The organism is Streptomyces sp. WM4235 (assembly GCF_001279725.1).
Lineage (GTDB): Bacteria > Actinomycetota > Actinomycetes > Streptomycetales > Streptomycetaceae > Streptomyces.
This window is the reverse complement of the sequence record NZ_LGDE01000090.1, coordinates 80900-98695: the sequence shown is the minus strand read 5'-3', so window position 1 is coordinate 98695 and position 17796 is coordinate 80900. Positions and strand designations below refer to the sequence as shown.

At 68.4% G+C, this 17796-nt stretch carries 15 protein-coding genes and 1 pseudogene; all 16 read right to left on the bottom strand.

Going from position 1 to position 17796, the window contains the following annotated elements; genetic code table 11:
- A pseudogene (locus ADK55_RS39145) lies at window positions 1-518 on the bottom strand (hypothetical protein); the annotation flags it as partial.
- Window positions 519-723: 205 nt separating this feature from the next.
- Window positions 724-1107, bottom strand: a complete 384-nt coding sequence (locus ADK55_RS09770) for a DUF6113 family protein (protein ID WP_053677096.1) — start codon at window positions 1105-1107, stop codon at window positions 724-726.
- Window positions 1104-2006 carry an N-acetyl-1-D-myo-inositol-2-amino-2-deoxy-alpha-D-glucopyranoside deacetylase gene (gene mshB, locus ADK55_RS09765; RefSeq protein ID WP_053677095.1) on the bottom strand — a complete coding sequence of 301 codons (903 nt, stop codon included), beginning with the start codon at window positions 2004-2006 and terminating at the stop codon, window positions 1104-1106. The genes ADK55_RS09770 and mshB overlap by 4 nt, the downstream gene beginning before the upstream one ends.
- Window positions 2007-2029: 23 nt before the next feature.
- Complete coding sequence (locus ADK55_RS09760; protein WP_053677094.1) at window positions 2030-2224, bottom strand: hypothetical protein; 195 nt, start codon at window positions 2222-2224, stop codon at window positions 2030-2032.
- 381 nt (window positions 2225-2605) lie between these two features.
- On the bottom strand, window positions 2606-3727 hold the full coding sequence (locus ADK55_RS09755; RefSeq protein ID WP_053677093.1) for an ABC transporter ATP-binding protein: 1122 nt from the start codon (window positions 3725-3727) through the stop codon (window positions 2606-2608).
- Window positions 3720-4694: an ABC transporter ATP-binding protein gene (locus tag ADK55_RS09750; RefSeq protein ID WP_053677092.1), complete on the bottom strand. Its 975-nt coding sequence runs from the start codon at window positions 4692-4694 to the stop codon at window positions 3720-3722. The genes ADK55_RS09755 and ADK55_RS09750 overlap by 8 nt, the downstream gene beginning before the upstream one ends.
- Before the next feature lie 12 nt (window positions 4695-4706).
- Window positions 4707-5708, bottom strand: coding sequence for an ABC transporter permease (locus ADK55_RS09745; protein WP_053677091.1), 1002 nt, complete (start codon window positions 5706-5708; stop codon window positions 4707-4709).
- Window positions 5701-6624, bottom strand: coding sequence for an ABC transporter permease (locus tag ADK55_RS09740; protein ID WP_053677090.1), 924 nt, complete (start codon window positions 6622-6624; stop codon window positions 5701-5703). Before ADK55_RS09740 ends, ADK55_RS09745 begins: the two co-directional genes overlap by 8 nt.
- Before the next feature lie 72 nt (window positions 6625-6696).
- Window positions 6697-8325 (bottom strand): peptide ABC transporter substrate-binding protein, encoded by a 1629-nt coding sequence (locus ADK55_RS09735; RefSeq protein WP_053677089.1) that lies wholly within the window; start codon window positions 8323-8325, stop codon window positions 6697-6699.
- Between the two features lie 107 nt (window positions 8326-8432).
- Window positions 8433-9371 (bottom strand): GNAT family N-acetyltransferase, encoded by a 939-nt coding sequence (locus tag ADK55_RS09730; RefSeq protein WP_053677088.1) that lies wholly within the window; start codon window positions 9369-9371, stop codon window positions 8433-8435.
- A 127-nt stretch (window positions 9372-9498) separates the two neighbouring features.
- Window positions 9499-10551, bottom strand: a complete 1053-nt coding sequence (locus ADK55_RS09725) for an ABC transporter ATP-binding protein (RefSeq protein ID WP_053677087.1) — start codon at window positions 10549-10551, stop codon at window positions 9499-9501.
- Window positions 10544-11599 (bottom strand): ABC transporter ATP-binding protein, encoded by a 1056-nt coding sequence (locus ADK55_RS09720; protein ID WP_053677086.1) that lies wholly within the window; start codon window positions 11597-11599, stop codon window positions 10544-10546. Before ADK55_RS09720 ends, ADK55_RS09725 begins: the two co-directional genes overlap by 8 nt.
- 13 nt (window positions 11600-11612) lie before the next feature.
- Complete coding sequence (locus ADK55_RS09715) at window positions 11613-12569, bottom strand: ABC transporter permease (protein WP_053677085.1); 957 nt, start codon at window positions 12567-12569, stop codon at window positions 11613-11615.
- Window positions 12562-13506 carry an ABC transporter permease gene (locus ADK55_RS09710; protein WP_053677084.1) on the bottom strand — a complete coding sequence of 315 codons (945 nt, stop codon included), beginning with the start codon at window positions 13504-13506 and terminating at the stop codon, window positions 12562-12564. The genes ADK55_RS09715 and ADK55_RS09710 overlap by 8 nt, the downstream gene beginning before the upstream one ends.
- 94 nt (window positions 13507-13600) lie before the next feature.
- A complete protein-coding gene (locus tag ADK55_RS09705) occupies window positions 13601-15220 on the bottom strand; it encodes a peptide ABC transporter substrate-binding protein (RefSeq protein WP_053677083.1) in 1620 nt (539 codons plus the stop codon).
- A 447-nt stretch (window positions 15221-15667) separates the two neighbouring features.
- Window positions 15668-17572: a translational GTPase TypA gene (typA, locus tag ADK55_RS09700; RefSeq protein WP_053677082.1), complete on the bottom strand. Its 1905-nt coding sequence runs from the start codon at window positions 17570-17572 to the stop codon at window positions 15668-15670.
- Between the last annotated feature and the right edge of the window lie 224 nt (window positions 17573-17796).

Below are 17796 nucleotides of genomic sequence, written 5' to 3'. Positions count from 1 at the left end.
GGGCCGGCCGGCGCGGCGCCGTGGCCGGCGCTCGGCGGGCCCGCGGGGGCGCCGCCGTCGCCGGGCGGGGGCGGCGGGGTCGACTTGCGCGGCGCGAACCAGTTGCTGGCCGGCTCCTCCGAACCCCCCGAGGAGGGCGGGGCCGACTGCGGGGGGCGCACGGGCAGGGGCGCCGGGGCAGGGGCCGGCGCGGGCGGCGCGGCGGACTCGCCGGCGCCCGGCGCGGCATGCTCGGCGCCGCCCTCGGCGTCCTTGACGGGCTTGCGCACGACGACGGGCGGGATCGGACGCGAACCCGGGATGTTGATCCGGATCCGGGTCGTCAGGGTGGTCTCGGTCTTCGGCCCGTCGGAGTCGGGCGTGGACGGCTTCGAAGTCACAGAGTTCTCCTCCGGGGTGGTCGCCGCAGCGTCCGTGGACGGATACTGGCCGGTTCCATACGGCGGCGTACCCGAGGGGTAGGCGGCTCCACCGCGCCCTTGGGGCCCGGGGGACGGACTGTCGGTTTCACGGCTCAAGGCAGGTTCTCCCGGTTGGCTCCGCCGCCCGTCATACCGTGCGCGGGCAGCTCGGCGGCCCGTCCACCATACTGGCCGTCGCCCGGGCGCAACTGTTCGCGGGGAATCGGGGATTCCCCTTGACCCGCTCCGAGAGGGTACTCAACGATCCGTCAAACCCCCTCAAGCCGTCCCCGATCGGATCGCGTCCACGCTCAACGGCACGTCACGGGCGGGGCTTCGCGGCCGAAACCGGCCGGTCGACCGGGCCGCGCATCGTGGCGCAGATCACAGCGATCACCGTCCCGCCCAATAGGTACGCGTACATGCCGATTCCGGACGAACCGAGCAGGAAGTCCCCTTCGGGGCGCGGCAGGCTGAGGAGTACGTAGGCCAGGAACCAGCCGATCACCGCGGCGCCCACGCCGATGCCGGTTCCGGTGGCGATCCGGCCCGCGAGGAACACGCCGAAGAGCGCCGCCAGCGCGAGCAGCAGTCCGCCCGGGAACCACAGGCCCACCACGAGCCAGCCCGCCGCGCCGGCCACCGCGCCGGCGACGAGCAGGCCGAGCAGGGCGGCGATCCGGCCGGGGGTCCAGGTGGTGGTCATGCCGACACCCCCGCGAAGAGGTCCCGCTCGCGTTCGCCGGCCGGTGCCCCCGGCTCGCCCGCGACGAGTTCGTAGTACTCGCGGGCGAAGAGCGGCTGGGCCAGGTCGTTCGACAGGGCGAAGAAGGGCCCGTCCACGGCGATCTGGGTGGCGTGCGCGCGCATCGCGGCGGCCTTGGCCGCGACGAACGCCTCGCCGGCGACCCCGTCGCCGATCTCGGCGGTGATGCGCTCGTCGGCGACGACTCCGGGCACGTCGTCCGGCGCGGCGAGGCCGGGGAAGGGCGCCTTGCCGGCGGCGCGCAGTCGGGCGAAGCCTTCCTCGACCACCGAGCGCGGCACCCGGTTCCAGTAGATCTTCCCGATCGTGTGCGCCGTGCCGAGATCGCGCCGGTACGCGCCCTCCGCGGCGAGTTCCGCCGCGCGCGTGGCGACGCGGTGGGCCTGGATGTGGTCGGGGTGTCCGTAGCCGCCGTCGGGGTCGTAGGTGACGAGGACCTGCGGGCGCAGCTCCCGGATGACCTCGACGAGGTACGCGGCGGCCTCGTCCACGTCGGCGGACCAGAAGGCGCCGGGGCGGTGGTTCTGCTCGGCGCCCATCATCCCGGAGTCGCGGAAGCGACCGGGGCCGCCGAGGAACCGGTGGTCGGTGACGCCCAGTTCCCCCATGGCCGCGGCGAGCTCGCCGATGCGATGGGGGCCGAGGGTGTCGTCGCGGTCGGCCGCGAGATGGGCGAGGTCGGGCGGGATGACCTCGCCCTCCTCGCCCAGCGTGCAGGTCACCAACGCGACGTGGGCGCCCTCGACCGCGTACTTGGCCATGGTGACGCCGTTGTTGATGGACTCGTCGTCCGGGTGCGCGTGCACGAGGAGCAGACGACGAGCGGGAAGACCGTTCATGGGGTCAGCCTACGAGCTGAGTCCTAGAACTTGAGGCCACTGATCATGCTGGCCACGTTGGACGTCAGCTGGCTGAGCGTCGGCGCGATGGTCGAACTCGCCAGATAGAAGCCGAGCAGCACACACACGACGGCGTGTCCTGCCTTCAGTCCCGACCTCCGAACCAGCAGGAAGACGACGATCGCCAGCAGCACCACGGCCGAGATCGAGAGTGCCACGGCGTTTCACCTCCACGTCGAGCGGACATCGGTACGCGCATTCGTGCCTCGGCGGACTCATACCCACCGTGCGCTACGGATCATAACTATCCGTACCAGCGCATCGATCGAATTCCGGCAGCACAAGGGGCGCACGCCGTGCATGCGCAGGGTCACGGGGGAGGCCGGCCGGGGAGGCCGTACGCCTGCCCGGCCGGCTGTCGGCACCCGCACGGCCGCACCCGACCCAGGCTGCCCGGTTCACATCTCGGGCCAGAAACGGTCAAGTTGCCACCAGGTAAACCGAGTTGTCGTCACCCTGGGCCAGGCTCTCCGCATATTCGGGGGTGGCTGGAAATGATCGCCGGGTGTGAGCCCCCGTGCTGCCACCGGCCCGATCGGCTACTCCTCGGACGGGGGGTCTCCGGGTGACGGACCGGCTGACGGAGGCTCCGGGGCCGGTGGGCCGGCGGGTGGCGGGTCCGGCGGCGGCGGGAGTTCGCCCGGTCCCGGGACCACCCGCTTCTCGGCCGCGAAGTGGCAGGCCGACGGGTGCGCCGCCGGGCCCGAGGGGAAGACCCGCGGGATCGCGAGCAGCGGCACCTCCGCCGCGCACCGCGCCTCGGCCTTCCAGCAGCGGGTGCGGAAGGGGCAGCCCGAGGGCGGATCGGCCGGGGAGGGGACGTCCCCGGAGAGGATGATCCGGTCCCGGTGGGCGCGGGCGTCGGGGTCGGGAACGGGCACGGCCGAGAGCAGCGCCTGGGTGTAGGGGTGGGTGGGGTGGTCGTAGATCTGGATGTCGCTGCCGATCTCGACGATCCGGCCCAGGTACATCACGCCGACCCGGTCGGAGATGTGCCGGACGATCGAGAGGTCGTGCGCGATGAACACGTAGGACAGCTCGAACTCGTCCTGGAGCCGGGCCAGCAGGTTGATCACCTGCGCCTGGACGGAGACGTCGAGCGCGGAGACCGGTTCGTCGGCGACGATGACCTCGGGGCGCAGGGCCAGGCCGCGGGCGATGCCGATGCGTTGGCGCTGACCGCCGGAGAACTGGTGCGGGTAGCGGTTGATGTACTCGGGGTTGAGGCCGACGACGTCCAGCAGGTCCTGGACCTTGCGGCGCCGGTCCCCCTTGGGGGCCACCTCGGGGTGGATCTCGTACGGTTCCCCGATGATGTCGCCGACCGTCATGCGCGGGTTCAGCGAGGTGTACGGGTCCTGGAACACCATCTGGATGTTGCGCCGTACGGCCTTCAGGGCCCGCCCGGACAGCCTGGTGATGTCCTCGCCCTTGTAGGAGATGGCCCCGGAGGTCGGGCGCTCCAGGTTGACCAGCATCTTCGCGACGGTGGACTTGCCGCAGCCGGACTCGCCGACGATGCCGAGCGTCTCGCCGGGGGCGAGGTCGAAGGAGACGCCGTCGACGGCCTTGACGGCGCCGATCCTCTTCTTGAAGAGGACGCCGCGGGTCAGCGGGTAGTGCTTGACCAGGTCCCGCACTTCCAGGATGGGTTCAGGCACCGATGCACTCCTTCCAGAAGAAGCACGCGCTGGTGCGGTCCGGGGCGACGTCGGCGAGCGGCGGGACCTCGGCCCGGCAGGCCGGCCGGGCCATCGGACAGCGGGGGTTGAAGGCGCAACCGGGCGGGATGGCGAGCAGGTTGGGCGGCAGGCCCTTGATGGCGTAGAGCTCCTGGCCCTTCTGGTCCAGGCGCGGGATCGAGTCCAGCAGGCCGCGGGTGTACGGGTGCGCCGGACGCTTGTAGATCTCGTGCACGGGGGCCGCCTCGACGATCCGGCCCGCGTACATGACGGCGATCTTGTCGGCGACGTCGGCGACGACGCCGAGGTCGTGGGTGATCAGGATGAGTCCCATGTTCAGCTCGTGCTGGAGTTCCGCGAGCAGGTCCATGACCTGGGCCTGGACGGTGACGTCGAGGGCGGTGGTCGGCTCGTCGGCGATGATCAGGGAGGGTTCGAGGGCCAGCGCCATCGCGATCATGATGCGTTGGCGCATGCCGCCGGAGAACTGGTGCGGGTAGTCCCCCACCCGCTGCCGGGCGGCGGGGATCCGCACCCGGTCCATCAGCTCGATCGCCCTGGCCTTGGCGTCCTTGCGGGACATCCCGCGGTGGACCTCGTACATCTCGCCGAGCTGCGCGCCCACGCTGAGGACGGGGTTCAGGGAGGACAGGGCGTCCTGGAAGATCATGGCCATCTCGGCGCCGCGGATCCTCCGGCGTTCCTCCTCCTTGGTCTTCAGGAGGTCCTTGCCCTTGAACAGGATCTCGCCGTGGGAGATCCTGCCCGGCGGCATGTCCAGGATGCCCATGACGGCCTGGGCGGTGACGGACTTGCCGGAGCCGGACTCGCCGAGCACGGCGAGGGTCTCGCCCTCGTCCACCGAGTAGCTGACGCCGTTGACGGCCTTGGCGACTCCGTCCCTCGTGTGGAACTCCACGTGGAGGTCGCGGACTTCGAGCAGCATGGTGCCCACTCCTCAGCGCAGCTTGGGGTCGAGGGCGTCGCGCACCGCGTCGCCGAGCATGATGAAGGCGAGCACGGTGATGCTCAGCGCGCCGGCCGGATAGAGCAGCATGTGCGGGGCGTTGCGGATCTGGGAGGCGGCGTTGGAGATGTCGATCCCCCAGGAGACCGTCGGCGGGCGCAGACCCACGCCGAGGAACGACAGGGTGGCCTCCAGGGCGATGTAGGTGCCCAGGGCGATGGTGGCGACGACGATGACGGGCGCGACGGCGTTGGGCGCGACGTGTCGCAGCATCATCCGGCCGTTGCCGGCGCCGAGGGCGCGGGCGGCCTGTACGTAGTCGTTCTGTTTGGCGGTGATCACCGAGCCGCGGGAGATGCGGGCGATCTGCGGCCAGCCGAGCAGCACGATGAAGCCGACCACGGGCCAGACGGTGGTGCTGGTGACCACGGACAGGAAGACCAGGCCGCCGAGGACGACCGGGATGCCGAAGAAGATGTCCGCGACCCGGGAGAGCAGCGAGTCGCCCCAGCCGCCGAAGAATCCGGCGAGCCCGCCGAGCAGGGAGCCGAGCAGGGCGGCGCCGAGGGTGGCGCAGATGCCGACCGTGATGGAGGCGCGGGCGCCGTAGACGGTGCGGGTGTAGACGTCGCAGCCCTGGGTGTCGTAGCCGAAGGGGTGGCCGGGCGAGGCTCCCTGTTGGGACTTCGACAGCTCGCAGTGCAGCGGGTCGCCGCTCGCGATGAGCTGCGGCCAGATGGAGATGATCACGAGGAAGAGGATCAGCAGCGAGGAGACGATGAAGACGGGGTTGCGACGCAGTTGGTACCAGGCGTCGGACCACAGTGAGCGGGCCTTCTCCCCCGGGCCGGAGGGTGCGTCGCCGAGTGGCTTCTCCAGGCTCTCGGCCTCCTCCAGCGCGAGATCCATGGGTCCGCCCTGTCCGGTCGGGGCGATGGCTTCCCCCTCTCCGGGTTGCAGCGGGTCGTAGGCGGGATGCTCCGGCTCAGGCATAACGGATCCTCGGGTCCAGGACCGCGTAGAGCAGGTCGACGAGCAGGTTCGCCAGGAGGAAGACGATGACGAGGATGGTCACGAAGCCGACCACCGTCGGGGAGTTGTTGCGCAGGATGCCCTGGTAGAGCTGGTAGCCGACGCCGTGGATGTTGAAGATCCGCTCGGTGACGATGGCGCCGCCCATGAGGGCGCCGATGTCGGTGCCGATGAAGGTGACCACGGGGATCAGCGAGTTGCGCAGCAGGTGCCGGGTGATGACCCGGCGGCGCGGCAGTCCCTTGGCGACGGCGGTGCGGACGTAGTCGGCCTTGACGTTCTCCGCGATGGAGGTGCGCGAGAGCCGGGTGACGTACGCGAGGGAGACCAGCGCGAGCACGATGCCGGGCAGGATCAGCTCACCGAAGGCGACCTCCCCGGAGACGGTGGGCCGGACCCAGCCCCATTTGACGCCGAAGAGGAACTGGAGCAGGTACCCCGTCACGAAGGTGGGCACCGAGATCACGACGAGGGTGAGCACCAGCACGGTGGTGTCGATGCTCCGGCCCCGGCGCAGGCCGCTGATCACGCCGAGGGTGATGCCGACGATGACCTCGATGACGATGGCGACCAGGGTCAGGCGCAGGGTCACGGGGAAGGCGGACGCCATCAGTTCGGTGACCGGTTGGCCGTTGAAGGCGGTGCCGAAGTCGCCCTGGAAGATCTGCCCCATGTAGTGCAGGTACTGCTTCCACAGGGGCTGGTCGAGGTAGAGGTCCTTGCGGATGCGCGCGGCGGTGGCGGGGTCGGGCGCCTTGTCGCCGAAGAGGGCGGCGACCGGGTCGCCCAGCGCGTACACCATGAAGAAGATCAGGAACGTGCTGCCGATGAACACGGGGATCATCTGGAGCAGCCGCCGGATCACGTAGCGTCCCAAGGAGTGCTCCGGGGTGTCGGTGGGCCCTCCGGAACCGAGGGGGTGCCGGAGGGCGCGGGATCCGTGTGGGGGTCAGCTGACCTTGATCGCGTTGTAGACCGGGACGCTGAACTGGTTGAGGGCCACGTCGGAGATCCGCTCGGAGTGGCCGGCGCTGCCGTTCTGGTACCAGAGCGGGATGGCGGGCATCTGCTCGGCGAGGATCTTCTCGGCGTCCTGGAAGGTGGCCGTGGCCTTGGCCGTGTCGCTCTCCTGGTTGGCCTGGTCGACGAGCTTGTCGAACTCCGGGTTGGAGAACTTGCCGTAGTTGGAGGAGGCGCCGGTGTAGTACAGCGGCTCCAGGAAGTTCTGGATGAGCGGGTAGTCGGCCTGCCAGCCCGAGCGGAAGGGGCCGGTGAGCTTGAAGGCGCTCTGCTGGTTGCGGAAGTCCGCGAAGGTGCCGACCGGGTTGACCGTGCAGACCGGGCCCTCGCCGAGGGCGTTGTTGACGCTGTTGCAGACGGCGTCCATCCAGTCGCGGTGCGAACCGGTGTCCACGTTGGAGGTGAGCGTCATCTTGCCGCCGGGCAGGCCGCCGGCCTCCTGGATGAGCTTCTTGGCCTCGGTGGGGTTGAAGACGCAGGCGTCGCCGCAGAGGGTGGCGTTGAAGCCGCCGTCCTCGCCGAGGGCCGGCGAGGTCCAGTCCTTGGCCGGGGTGCGGGTGTCGCGGAAGATCTGCTTGGTGATCTCGTCGCGGTTGATCGCCATCGAGATGCCCCGGCGGACCTTCTCCATGCCCTCCTTGCCCCACTGCGGGTCGTACAGCGGGAAGGTGAGGGTCTGGATGATCAGGGCGGGCTGGTTGATGTAACGGTCGCCGAGGTCGTTGGCGACGTTCTTCAGCTGCTGCGCCGGGATGTCGTCGACGAGGTCGAGGTTTCCGGAGATCAGGTCCGTGTAGGCGGTGTTGTTGTCGGTGTAGACCCTCAGGTCCACCCCGCCGTTCTGCGCCTTGTCCTCACCGGTGTACCCGTCCCACTTGCGCAGGTTCATCGCGGTGCCCTTGGTGTACGAGTCCACCGTGTAGGGGCCGTTGCCGATCGGCTTGGAGAGCCAGCCGGCGTGGTCGGTGAAGAAGGCCTTGGGCAGCGGGGAGAACGCCTGGTAGCCGAGGGTCTCGGGCCAGGTGGAGAACTTCGACTTCAGGGCGACCGTGAAGGTCTTGGCGTCCTTGACGACGAGTCCGGACATCGTCTTGGTCTTGGGTTCGCCGGAGGCTGGGTGCAGGTTCTCGTAGCCGACGATGTCGGAGAAGAACGGCGAGTTGTTCTGCTTGTTGCGCACGTCCGCGCCGTAGTTCCAGGCGTCGACGAAGGACTGCGCGGTGACCGGCTCGTCGTTGCTGAACTTCCAGCCGTCCTTCAGTGTGACCGTGAAGTTCTGACTGTCCGTCGTGTCGATCTTCTCCGCGACCATGTTGACGGCCGCGCCGGTCTTCGGGTCGTAGCGCTTGAGGCCCCGGAAGATCATGTCGAGGACCTTGCCGCCCTGCACCTCGTTGGTGTTGGCGGGTTCCAGCGGGTTCTGCGGGTCACCCCACGAGGAGCTGACGATCCCCGATTCGCCTCCGCCACCGTCGCTTCCGCCGCCGCCGCAGGCCGTCGCCGCGAGGGCGACGGCCACCGCACATGCGGCCCACTTGGCGTGGGTGGCTCCGCGCATGGAGTGCCTCCTAGGGATCCCAAGTCTCACTTAGGGGCCAATGTCACCCTATGAGGGGTCCCATACACCTCCGGTTGGACCGATTGCACCCTCGCGTCACCCGCCTGTCACCCCTGCGAGTGCAAAGGCAGCTCCCATGTGTCCACGGCGTAGTGCAGGCCCATTCCGTGCGCCTCGTACAGCGCCAGTGCGCCGCTCTCGTTGTGGGTGTCCACGCCCAGTCCCACGGTGTCCCGGCCGCGTTCCGCGTAGGCGGCGAAGGCGTGGCGCAGCAGGAATCCGCCGATGCCCCGGCCGCGGACGTCCCCGCGCACGCCGATGTGGCTGATCCAGCCCATGCTGATGCGGTCGTCCCGGGTGAGCAGGACGGCTACGTCGCCCCGCGCCGGCAGGGCGGCGATCCAGACCAGGGACCAGTCGAGCCGGCGGGCGTCGAGGTGGTCGAGCCAGGGTTCGTACGCGCGCTCCACGTGCCCGTAGTGCGCCGCGAAGGTCTCCTCGACCAGGGCGTGGGCCCGGCGGGGGTCGGCCGCGTCGGCGGCGCAGTGACGCAGGGTCAGCCCGTCGGGGGGCTGCGGCGACCGTTCGCGGGCGGCGTCGAGCCGACGGGTCATCACCTGGTACCGGCGCACGGAGCGGTAGCCGCGGCGGGTCAGGAGGCCGGTGTCGAGGGTGGGGTTCACGTTGAGCTGGAGCCGCAGTGCGGCGGCGCGGGTCGCGCCGGCCATCCTGCGGGCCCGGACCTCCATCAGCTCCAGGAGTCGTACGGCGGCCTCGGGGTCGCCGGGCAGCACGTAGTGGTCGCCCTCGACCCGCCCCGGCCGGGCGTCGGCCCAGACCAGCGCGTAGGCGACGAGCCGGCCGGCCCGGAAGGCGAGCCAGGAGTCCCTCGCCAGGTCGACGCCGGGGTGGTGCAGGTCGGCCTTGACCGTGCCGAGGTCCGTTTCCGGTCTGCCGATCTCGATGACGTCGACGGCGTTGAGCAGTGCGCAGATGTCGGACGCGTCCCCGGGCCCGGCGGGTCGGACGGTCAGCATGTCGGTCATCGGCCCACTGTCGGTGGCGGCGGGCCCCGAAGGCAACCGGCTTCCGTTCCCGCCCGCACGTCAGGGCGCCCGGTACCGGAAGGATCCGGTACCGGGCGCCCTGAAAAGACGTGCGTCCCGCGGGAGATCAGACGGCCAGGACGGCCTTCTCCTCCGCGAAGTGGCACGCCGACTCGTGCGCGGCCAGGGTGTCCAGGCCCTTGAAGCGCTCCGGGATCGCCAGCAGCGGCTCCTCGGTGGCGCACTTGTCCTGGGCCTTCCAGCAGCGGGTGCGGAAGCGGCAGCCCGACGGCGGGTTGGCCGGGGACGGGACGTCGCCGGTGAGGATGATGCGATCACGGCCCTCGCGGGCGTCCGGGTCGGGGACCGGGACGGCCGACAGCAGCGCCTGGGTGTAGGGGTGCGTCGGGTGCTCGTAGATCTGGCCGTCGCTGCCGATCTCGGCCATCTTGCCGAGGTACATGACGCCCACGCGGTCCGAGATGTGCCGGACGATCGACAGGTCGTGCGCGATGAAGAGGTAGGACAGGTTGAACTCGTCCTGGAGCTTCTCCATCAGGTTGATGACCTGCGCCTGCACCGACACGTCGAGCGCGGAGACCGGCTCGTCGCAGATGATGATCTCCGGGTTGAGCGCGAGGCCGCGGGCGATGCCGATGCGCTGGCGCTGACCGCCGGAGAACTGGTGCGGGTAGCGGTTGATGTACTCGGGGTTGAGGCCGACCACGTCCAGCAGGTCCTGGACCTTGCGGCGCCGGTCGCCCTTGGGAGCCACCTCGGGGTGGATCTCGAAGGGCTCCCCGATGATGTCGCCGACCGTCATGCGCGGGTTCAGCGAGGTGTACGGGTCCTGGAACACCATCTGGATGTTGCGCCGTACGGCCTTCAGGGCGCGCCCGGACAGCTTGGTGATGTCCTGGCCCTTGTAGAAGACCTCGCCCGCGGTGGCCTTCTCCAGGCTCATCAGGAGCTTGGCGACGGTGGACTTGCCACAGCCGGACTCGCCGACGATGCCGAGCGTCTCGCCGCGGTAGAGGTCGAAGGAGACCCCGTCCACGGCCTTGACCGCTCCGACCTGCTTCTTGAACAGGATTCCCTGGGTCAGCGGGAAGTGCTTGACCAGGTTGCGCACCTGGAGGATCGGCTCGCGCTCGGGGGCGTTCTTGGTGAGCTCAGCCATGGATCTGCTCCTTCCAGAAGTGGCACGCGCTGCCGCGGCCGGGCAGCACGGCGCCGTCCTGCTCGGTCACCTGCTGCAGGGTCGGTACGTCGGTGCGGCAGATGTCCTGCGCCTTGGGGCAGCGCGGGTTGAAGGCGCAGCCCGAGGGGATGTTCAGCAGGTTGGGCGGGAGGCCCTTGATCGCGTAGAGCTCCTGGCCCTTCTGGTCCAGGCGCGGGATCGAGTCCAGCAGGCCGCGGGTGTACGGGTGCGCGGGACGCTTGTAGATCTCGTGGACCGGGGCGTTCTCCACGATCCGACCGCCGTACATGACGGCGATCTTGTCCGCGACGTCGGCGACGACGCCGAGGTCGTGGGTGATCAGGATGAGGCCCATGTTCATCTCGCGCTGGAGTTCCGCGAGCAGGTCCATGACCTGGGCCTGGACGGTCACGTCGAGAGCCGTGGTGGGCTCGTCGGCGATGATCAGGTCGGGCTCCAGGGCCATCGCCATGGCGATCATGATGCGCTGGCGCATACCGCCGGAGAACTGGTGCGGGTAGTCGCCCACGCGCGCCTTGGCGGCGGGGATCTTGACCCGGTCCATGAGCTCGACGGCCTTGGCCGTGGCGTCCTTCTTGGACATCCCGCGGTGGACGCGGAACATCTCGCCGAGCTGGGCGCCGACGGTGTGCACCGGGTTCAGCGAGGACAGCGCGTCCTGGAAGATCATGGCGATCTTCTGGCCGCGGACCTTGCGGAACTCCTCGGCGGGCAGCTTCAGCAGGTCGGTGCCCTGGAACAGGATCTCGCCGTGCGGGATCTTGCCCGGAGGCATGTCCAGGATGCCCATGATGGCCTGCGCCGTCACGGACTTGCCGGAGCCGGACTCGCCGAGGACGGCGAGGGTCTCGCCCGCGTTCACGGAGTACGAGACACCGTTCACGGCCTTGGCGACACCGTCGCGGGTGTGGAACTCGACGTGCAGGTCGCGCACTTCGAGAAGGGGGGTGCCCTCCGGCGCCGAACGGGGCGCGGGGACGTTCGAGGTCTTGTCGATGATGGTCAACGTACGCCCTTCCTCAGCGCAGCTTCGGGTCGAGGGCGTCGCGCACCGCGTCGCCGACCATGATGAACGCGAGCACGGTGATGCTCAGCGCTGCGGCCGGGAACAGCAGCATGTAGGGAGCCTGGAGGAAGCGCGCCTGGGCGTCGCTCACCATGAGGCCCCACGAGATCTCCGGCGCCTGGACGCCGACACCCAGGTAGGACAGGGCCGCCTCGGCGGAGATGTACACACCCAGGCTGATCGCGCCGACCACGATGACGGGGGCGATGGCGTTCGGCAGGATGTGCCGGAGCGTGATGCGCCAGGTGCCCGCGCCGAGGGCGCGGGCCGCCATCACGTAGTCGTTGTGCTTGTTGGCCAGCACCGAAGACCGCATGATGCGGAAGATCTGCGGCCAACCGAGGGTCGCGAGGACCAACGAGACGGTCCAGGCGTTGCCCTTGCCGAGGCCCGACATGATCAGCATGCCACCGAGCATCAGCGGGATGGCGAAGAAGACCTCGGCGAAGCGGGAGAGCACGGTGTCGACGAAGCCGCCGAACCAGCCCGCGAGCAGACCCGACGTGACGCCTACCAGGACCACCATGGCGGTCGTGGCGATGCCGACGATGATCGAGTTGCTGGCCGCGTAGACGGTCTTCGCGTAGACGTCACAACCCTGCACGTCGGTCCCGAAGATGTGGTCGCCGCTGGGCTTCATCATCGAGTCGCGCAGGTTGCAGGCCGCGTACGCGTCGACGCCGGTGAAGATGCCGGGCAGCAGCGAGACCACTGCCATGAACAGCACCAGCGCGCCGCCTATGAGGAAGACGGGGTTGCGGCGGAGGTCGTAGAACGCGTCCGACCAGAGACTGGCCTCGCGCTCCTTCTTCCGCTTCCCGCCCTCCTTGGGGCTCTTGACGTCGGTGGAAGGGGCGCCGACGGTCTGGGTCTCGGTCAACTCGTCCCCCACCGTGGTTGTGTCACGCATAACGGATCCTCGGGTCGAGCACGGCGTACAGCAGGTCCACGATCAGGTTGGCGAGCATGTAGACGAGAACCAGGATGGTGACGATGCCCACCACCACCACGCCCTGCTTCTGCCAGACGTACATCGCCAGCGTGCCGCCGATACCGTGAATGTTGAAGATCCTCTCGGTGATGACCGCGCCACCCATGAGGGAGCCGAGGTCCGCACCGAGGAAGGTGATGATCGGGATCAGCGCGTTGCGCAGCGCGTGACGCACGACGACGCGGCGGCGGGGCAGGCCCTTGGCCGTGGCGGTGCGGACGTAGTCCGCGCGCATGGTCTCCATGAGGCTGGTACGGGTCAGTCGGGCCACGTACGCCAGTGAGGTCGTGGCGAGCACGAACCCGGGCAGGAGATAGGCGCGGAGACCGTCGTTCTCGTTGAAGGAGACGGGGAAGAAGTCGATTCCCCAGGCTTCCTTCAACTCGACGCCGAGGACGAGCTGGAGCACGAAACCGAAGACGAAGACCGGGATCGAGATCACGAGCAGCGTGGTGATCAGCACCAGCTGGTCGATGAACTTGCCGCGGCGCAGGGCCGACATGACACCGGCGGTGATGCCGACGAGGGCTTCGATGACGAAGGCGACGACGGCCAGGTTGACCGTGTACGGGAACGCCTCGGTGATCAGGTCGATGACCTGACGACCCTGCAGGGTCTCACCGAAGTTCCCCTGGAACAGGTTGGTGATGTAGTGCCAGTACTGGAGCAGGAACGGATCGTCCAGGTTGTACTTCGCCCGCAGCATGGCCGCGACGGTGGGGTCGGCCTTCTTGTCGCCGGCCAGCGCCGAAACGGGGTCGCCGGGCAGGCTGAAGGCGAGGTAGTAAATGAGGAACGTGGCACCGAGCAGTACAGGGATCGCCTGTATGAGTCGGCGGATGAGGTAGCGGCCCATCAGACCTCCAACGGAAGAGCAGGGGGAAAGGGCGGGCTGGCGGAAACCTGATTCCGCCTGCCCGCCCCCGCGGTCCCCTTGGTGAAGAGGGGTGTCAGCTGAGTTCGACGTTCGCCAGGTCCATGCGGCCCTGGGCGTCGACCTCGACGTTCTTCACGGACTTGGAGTAGGCCGAAGAAGACATGTACGTGAAGACGGGGATGTACGGAAGGTCGCGGATGATGATGTCATCGGCCTTCTGGTACAGCTTCAGGCCCTCCGCGGGGTCCTTCGCCTCGTCCGCCTGCTTCATGACGGCCTCGAACTCGTCGTTCTTGTAGTGGCCGTAGTTGGAGCCGTTCTCGATCGCGACCTTCGAGAAGATCGGACGGAGGTAGTTCTCGGCCGCCGGGTAGTCCATGGACCACGCCATGCGGAACGCGCCCTTGTACTTCGAGGCGCCCAGGTCGTCCAGCATGTCGCCGAACTTGGCGTACGGCTTGGCGGTGACCTCGATGCCGAGGTTCTGCTTCAGCTGGTTCGCGACGGCCTCGATCCACTCCTTGTGGCCGCCGTCGGCGTTGTAGCCGAGCTCCATCTTGTTGCCCGGGATGCCGCCGGCCTTCTCGAAGATCTCCTTCGCCTTGGCCGGGTTGTACGTGCCGAACTCGCCGAGCGCGCCCTTGCGGTAGCCGGGGACGATCGGGCTGATGAAGTCGTCGGCCGGCTTGCGGGTGCCGTTGAAGATGCTCTTGCCGATGGCGTCCCGGTCGATGGCCATGGAGATCGCCTGACGGATCTCCAGCTTGCCGAAGGTCTCGGGGTTCTGCTCGAGCGGCAGGCCGACGTAGCCGACACCGGACTCGGGCTTGTAGATGTAGCGCTCGCCGAACTCCTGGGAGACGGTGGCCATCGCCGAGATGGGGAGCTTGTCCAGGATCTGGATGTTGTCGGCGCGCAGGTCGTTGTACGCCGTGTCCAGGTTGTCGTAGATCTTGAAGGTGACGCCGGACAGCTTGGCGCGACCCTCGGCCGGGTACTTGTCGTACCGCTTGACCTTGATCTGCTTGTTGTGGTCCCAGACGCCGTCCATCTGGAAGGCACCGTTGCCGATGGGGGCCTCGCCGAACTTCTTCGGGTCGGCCTCGAAGGCCTTCGGCAGCGGGTAGAAGGCGTTGTAGCCCAGCATCGTCTTGAACTGGGAGAAGGACTCCTTCAGCGTGACGGTGAAGGTCTTCTCGTCAACGACCTTGAGGCCCTTGAGCTCCTTGGCGGTGGGCTTCTTGTCCTTGCCCGGGGCCAGCTCGTCGGAACCGTCGATCTTCGAGAAGAACGGCAGGCCCTCGGCGGCGTTGTCCTGGTTGGCACCCCAGTTCCAGGCGCGGACGAACGACTGGGCGTCGACCTTCTCGCCGTTGTGGAAGGTGAAGCCGTCCTTGATCTTGATCGTCCAGGTCTTCGAGTCCGTGGTCTCGATGGACTCGGCGACCGCGAGCTTCGGCTCGTTGGTCTTGTTGTCGTACTTGACCAGACCGGTGAAGAGCGCGTTGAGGACCTCGGCACCTTCGGACTCGGCGGTGTTCTGACCGACCAGGCCGTGCTGCGGCTCACCAAGCTGAACGGTGATGTTGCCGCCACCCTCGCCTGCGTTGTCCTTGCTGGTGCTGCAAGCCGTGGCAGCCATCGCCACGATGACGGCACCCGCGACCCACTTGGCGCTCGTTGCTCCGCGCATGGGTAATTGCCTCCTCAGGAGTCACTGTCGATTCGTGAAGGACCCGGCTCGCTGACACCCCTGACAGCGAAATCCGGTCCCATCGTGTGTGCTCGTGAGTCGACGCTCCCCACAGCGTGTGACCCATTGACCCGAGCTCAATGGAGCCATCCTCGGGGACTGCCAGACCGTAAACCACACTTAAGTGGTCTCGTTTTCACAACATCACCGCATGGCGAAAACCCGAAATCCGGACAAACGGATAGGAGACAGACACGTGCGAAACGGACGGTTAGCTCATCATCCGGAGTGTCACGGTCGGTATCCGGACACCAGAACGAAATAATCCGGTTGACAAACGCGAACGGCCCCGCCCCTCACGATGATCCGTGAGGGGCGGGGCCGTGCCACAGGGACGGGTTTCGGCCGGCCGCGGGGCGGCGGCCGACAAGCCCTGTGGCTACGTGCCTACTTGCCGGACTTGGCGCGCGAAGCGGTGCGCGAGCGGTCCTTCTGGTCCAGGACGACCTTGCGGATGCGGACGGCCTCCGGGGTCACCTCGACGCACTCGTCGTCGCGGCAGAACTCCAGGGACTGCTCCAGGGAGAGCCTGCGGGGCGGCACCACGTTCTCGGTGTTGTCCGCGGAAGCCGCACGCATGTTGGTGAGCTTCTTCTCCTTGGTGATGTTCACGTCCATGTCGTCGGAACGCGAGTTCTCACCGACGATCATGCCCTCGTACACCTCGGTGCCGGGCTCGGTGAACAGGACACCGCGCTCCTGGAGGTTGATCATCGCGAACGGCGTCACGGAGCCGGCGCGGTCGGCGACCAGGGAACCGTTGTTACGGGTCACCAGCTGTCCGAACCACGGCTCGTGGCCCTCGTGGATCGAGTGGGCGATGCCGGTGCCGCGCGTGCCGGTCAGGAACTCCGTACGGAAGCCGATGAGGCCGCGCGACGGGACGACGAACTCCATGCGGACCCAACCGGAGCCGTGGTTCGACATGTTGTCCATACGGCCCTTGCGGACGCCCATGAGCTGCGTGACCGCGCCCATGTGCTCCTCGGGGACGTCGACGGTCATGCGCTCGACCGGCTCGTGCACCTTGCCGTCGATCTCCTGCGTGACCACCTGCGGCTTGCCGATGGTCAGCTCGAAGCCCTCGCGGCGCATCTGCTCGACCAGGATGGCCAGCGCGAGCTCACCGCGGCCCTGGACCTCCCAGGCGTCGGGGCGCTCGGTGTCGAGGACGCGGAGCGAGACGTTGCCGATGAGTTCGCGGTCGAGGCGGTCCTTGACCTGGCGGGCGGTGACCTTGCGGTCCTTGACCGCGGCCTTGGCGTCCGCGCCCTTGCCGCTGCCGCCGCGGCCGACCATCGGGGAGGTGTTCGTGCCGATGGTCATGGAGATCGCCGGCTCGTCGACCGAGATCAGCGGGAGCGCGATCGGGTTCTCCGGGTCGGCGAGGGTCTCGCCGATCATGATGTCGGGGAAACCGGCGACGGCGCAGATGTCACCCGGGCCCGCCACCTCGGCCGGCTTGCGGGTGAGCGCCTCGGTCATCATCAGCTCGGTGATGCGGACGTTGGAGATCGTGCCGTCACGCTTGATCCACGCGACGGTCTGACCCTTGCGGAGCTCACCCTGCTCGACGCGCACCAGGGCGATGCGGCCGAGGAAGTTGTCGGCGTCCAGGTTGGTGACGTGGGCCTGGAGGGGGGCCTCCTCGTCGAACACCGGGGCGGGGACGTGCTCCAGGATGGTGGAGAAGAACGGCTCCAGGCTGTCGCTGTCCGCGGGGACGGTGCCGTCCTCCGGCTTGGTCAGCGAGGCGACGCCGTCACGGCCACAGGCGTAGACGATCGGGAACTCGATCTGCTCCTCGTCGGCGTCCAGGTCGAGGAAGAGGTCGTACGTCTCGTTGACGACCTCGTCGATCCGGGAGTCCGGACGGTCCGTCTTGTTGATGCAGAGGATGACCGGCATCTTCGCCTGCAGGGCCTTGCGCAGGACGAAGCGGGTCTGGGGCAGCGGGCCCTCCGACGCGTCCACCAGCAGGACGACCGCGTCCACCATCGACAGACCGCGCTCGACCTCTCCACCGAAGTCGGCGTGGCCGGGGGTGTCGATGATGTTGATCGTGATGGGCGCCCCGCCGTCCTTGGGGTGGTACTTCACCGCCGTGTTCTTGGCGAGGATCGTGATGCCCTTCTCACGCTCCAGGTCGTTCGAGTCCATCATGCGGTCGTCGAGGTGCTGGTGGGCGGCGAAGGCACCGGCCTGCTTGAGCATGGCATCGACGATGGTCGTCTTGCCATGGTCGACGTGGGCGACGATGGCGACGTTACGGATGTCGTGGCGCGTGGGCACTTCGGCGCTTCTCCCGGGATCGTGGATGGCGGCGCGTACGGTCCGGCACGCGAGCCTCGACCGGGCGGAAAACCTGCCACGGCCTTACCCCATCGTACGTCGGATGGCGGGAACCGGCTGCCGGGGGGTCTGTCAAGAGGCCGGACGACTGAGCGGGACCGAGGGTGAGGTGGGGTGTCTCGGTCGCGCCCGACGCCTGTGTCCACTGGGGATTCACGCAGGTC

Excerpts from the sequence above, each read along its gene's own strand:
- ADK55_RS09770 (WP_053677096.1), bottom strand. The coding sequence starts at position 1,107 with ATGACCACCACCTGGACCCCCGGCCGGATCGCCGCCCTGCTCGGCCTG.
- mshB (WP_053677095.1), bottom strand. The coding sequence starts at position 2,006 with ATGAACGGTCTTCCCGCTCGTCGTCTGCTCCTCGTGCACGCGCACCCG.
- ADK55_RS09750 (WP_053677092.1), bottom strand. The coding sequence starts at position 4,694 with ATGCTGCTCGAAGTCCGCGACCTCCACGTGGAGTTCCACACGAGGGAC.
- ADK55_RS09745 (WP_053677091.1), bottom strand. The coding sequence starts at position 5,708 with ATGCCTGAGCCGGAGCATCCCGCCTACGACCCGCTGCAACCCGGAGAG.
- ADK55_RS09735 (WP_053677089.1), bottom strand. The coding sequence starts at position 8,325 with ATGCGCGGAGCCACCCACGCCAAGTGGGCCGCATGTGCGGTGGCCGTC.
- ADK55_RS09730 (WP_053677088.1), bottom strand. The coding sequence starts at position 9,371 with ATGACCGACATGCTGACCGTCCGACCCGCCGGGCCCGGGGACGCGTCC.
- ADK55_RS09725 (WP_053677087.1), bottom strand. The coding sequence starts at position 10,551 with ATGGCTGAGCTCACCAAGAACGCCCCCGAGCGCGAGCCGATCCTCCAG.
- ADK55_RS09715 (WP_053677085.1), bottom strand. The coding sequence starts at position 12,569 with ATGCGTGACACAACCACGGTGGGGGACGAGTTGACCGAGACCCAGACC.
- ADK55_RS09710 (WP_053677084.1), bottom strand. The coding sequence starts at position 13,506 with ATGGGCCGCTACCTCATCCGCCGACTCATACAGGCGATCCCTGTACTG.
- ADK55_RS09705 (WP_053677083.1), bottom strand. The coding sequence starts at position 15,220 with ATGCGCGGAGCAACGAGCGCCAAGTGGGTCGCGGGTGCCGTCATCGTG.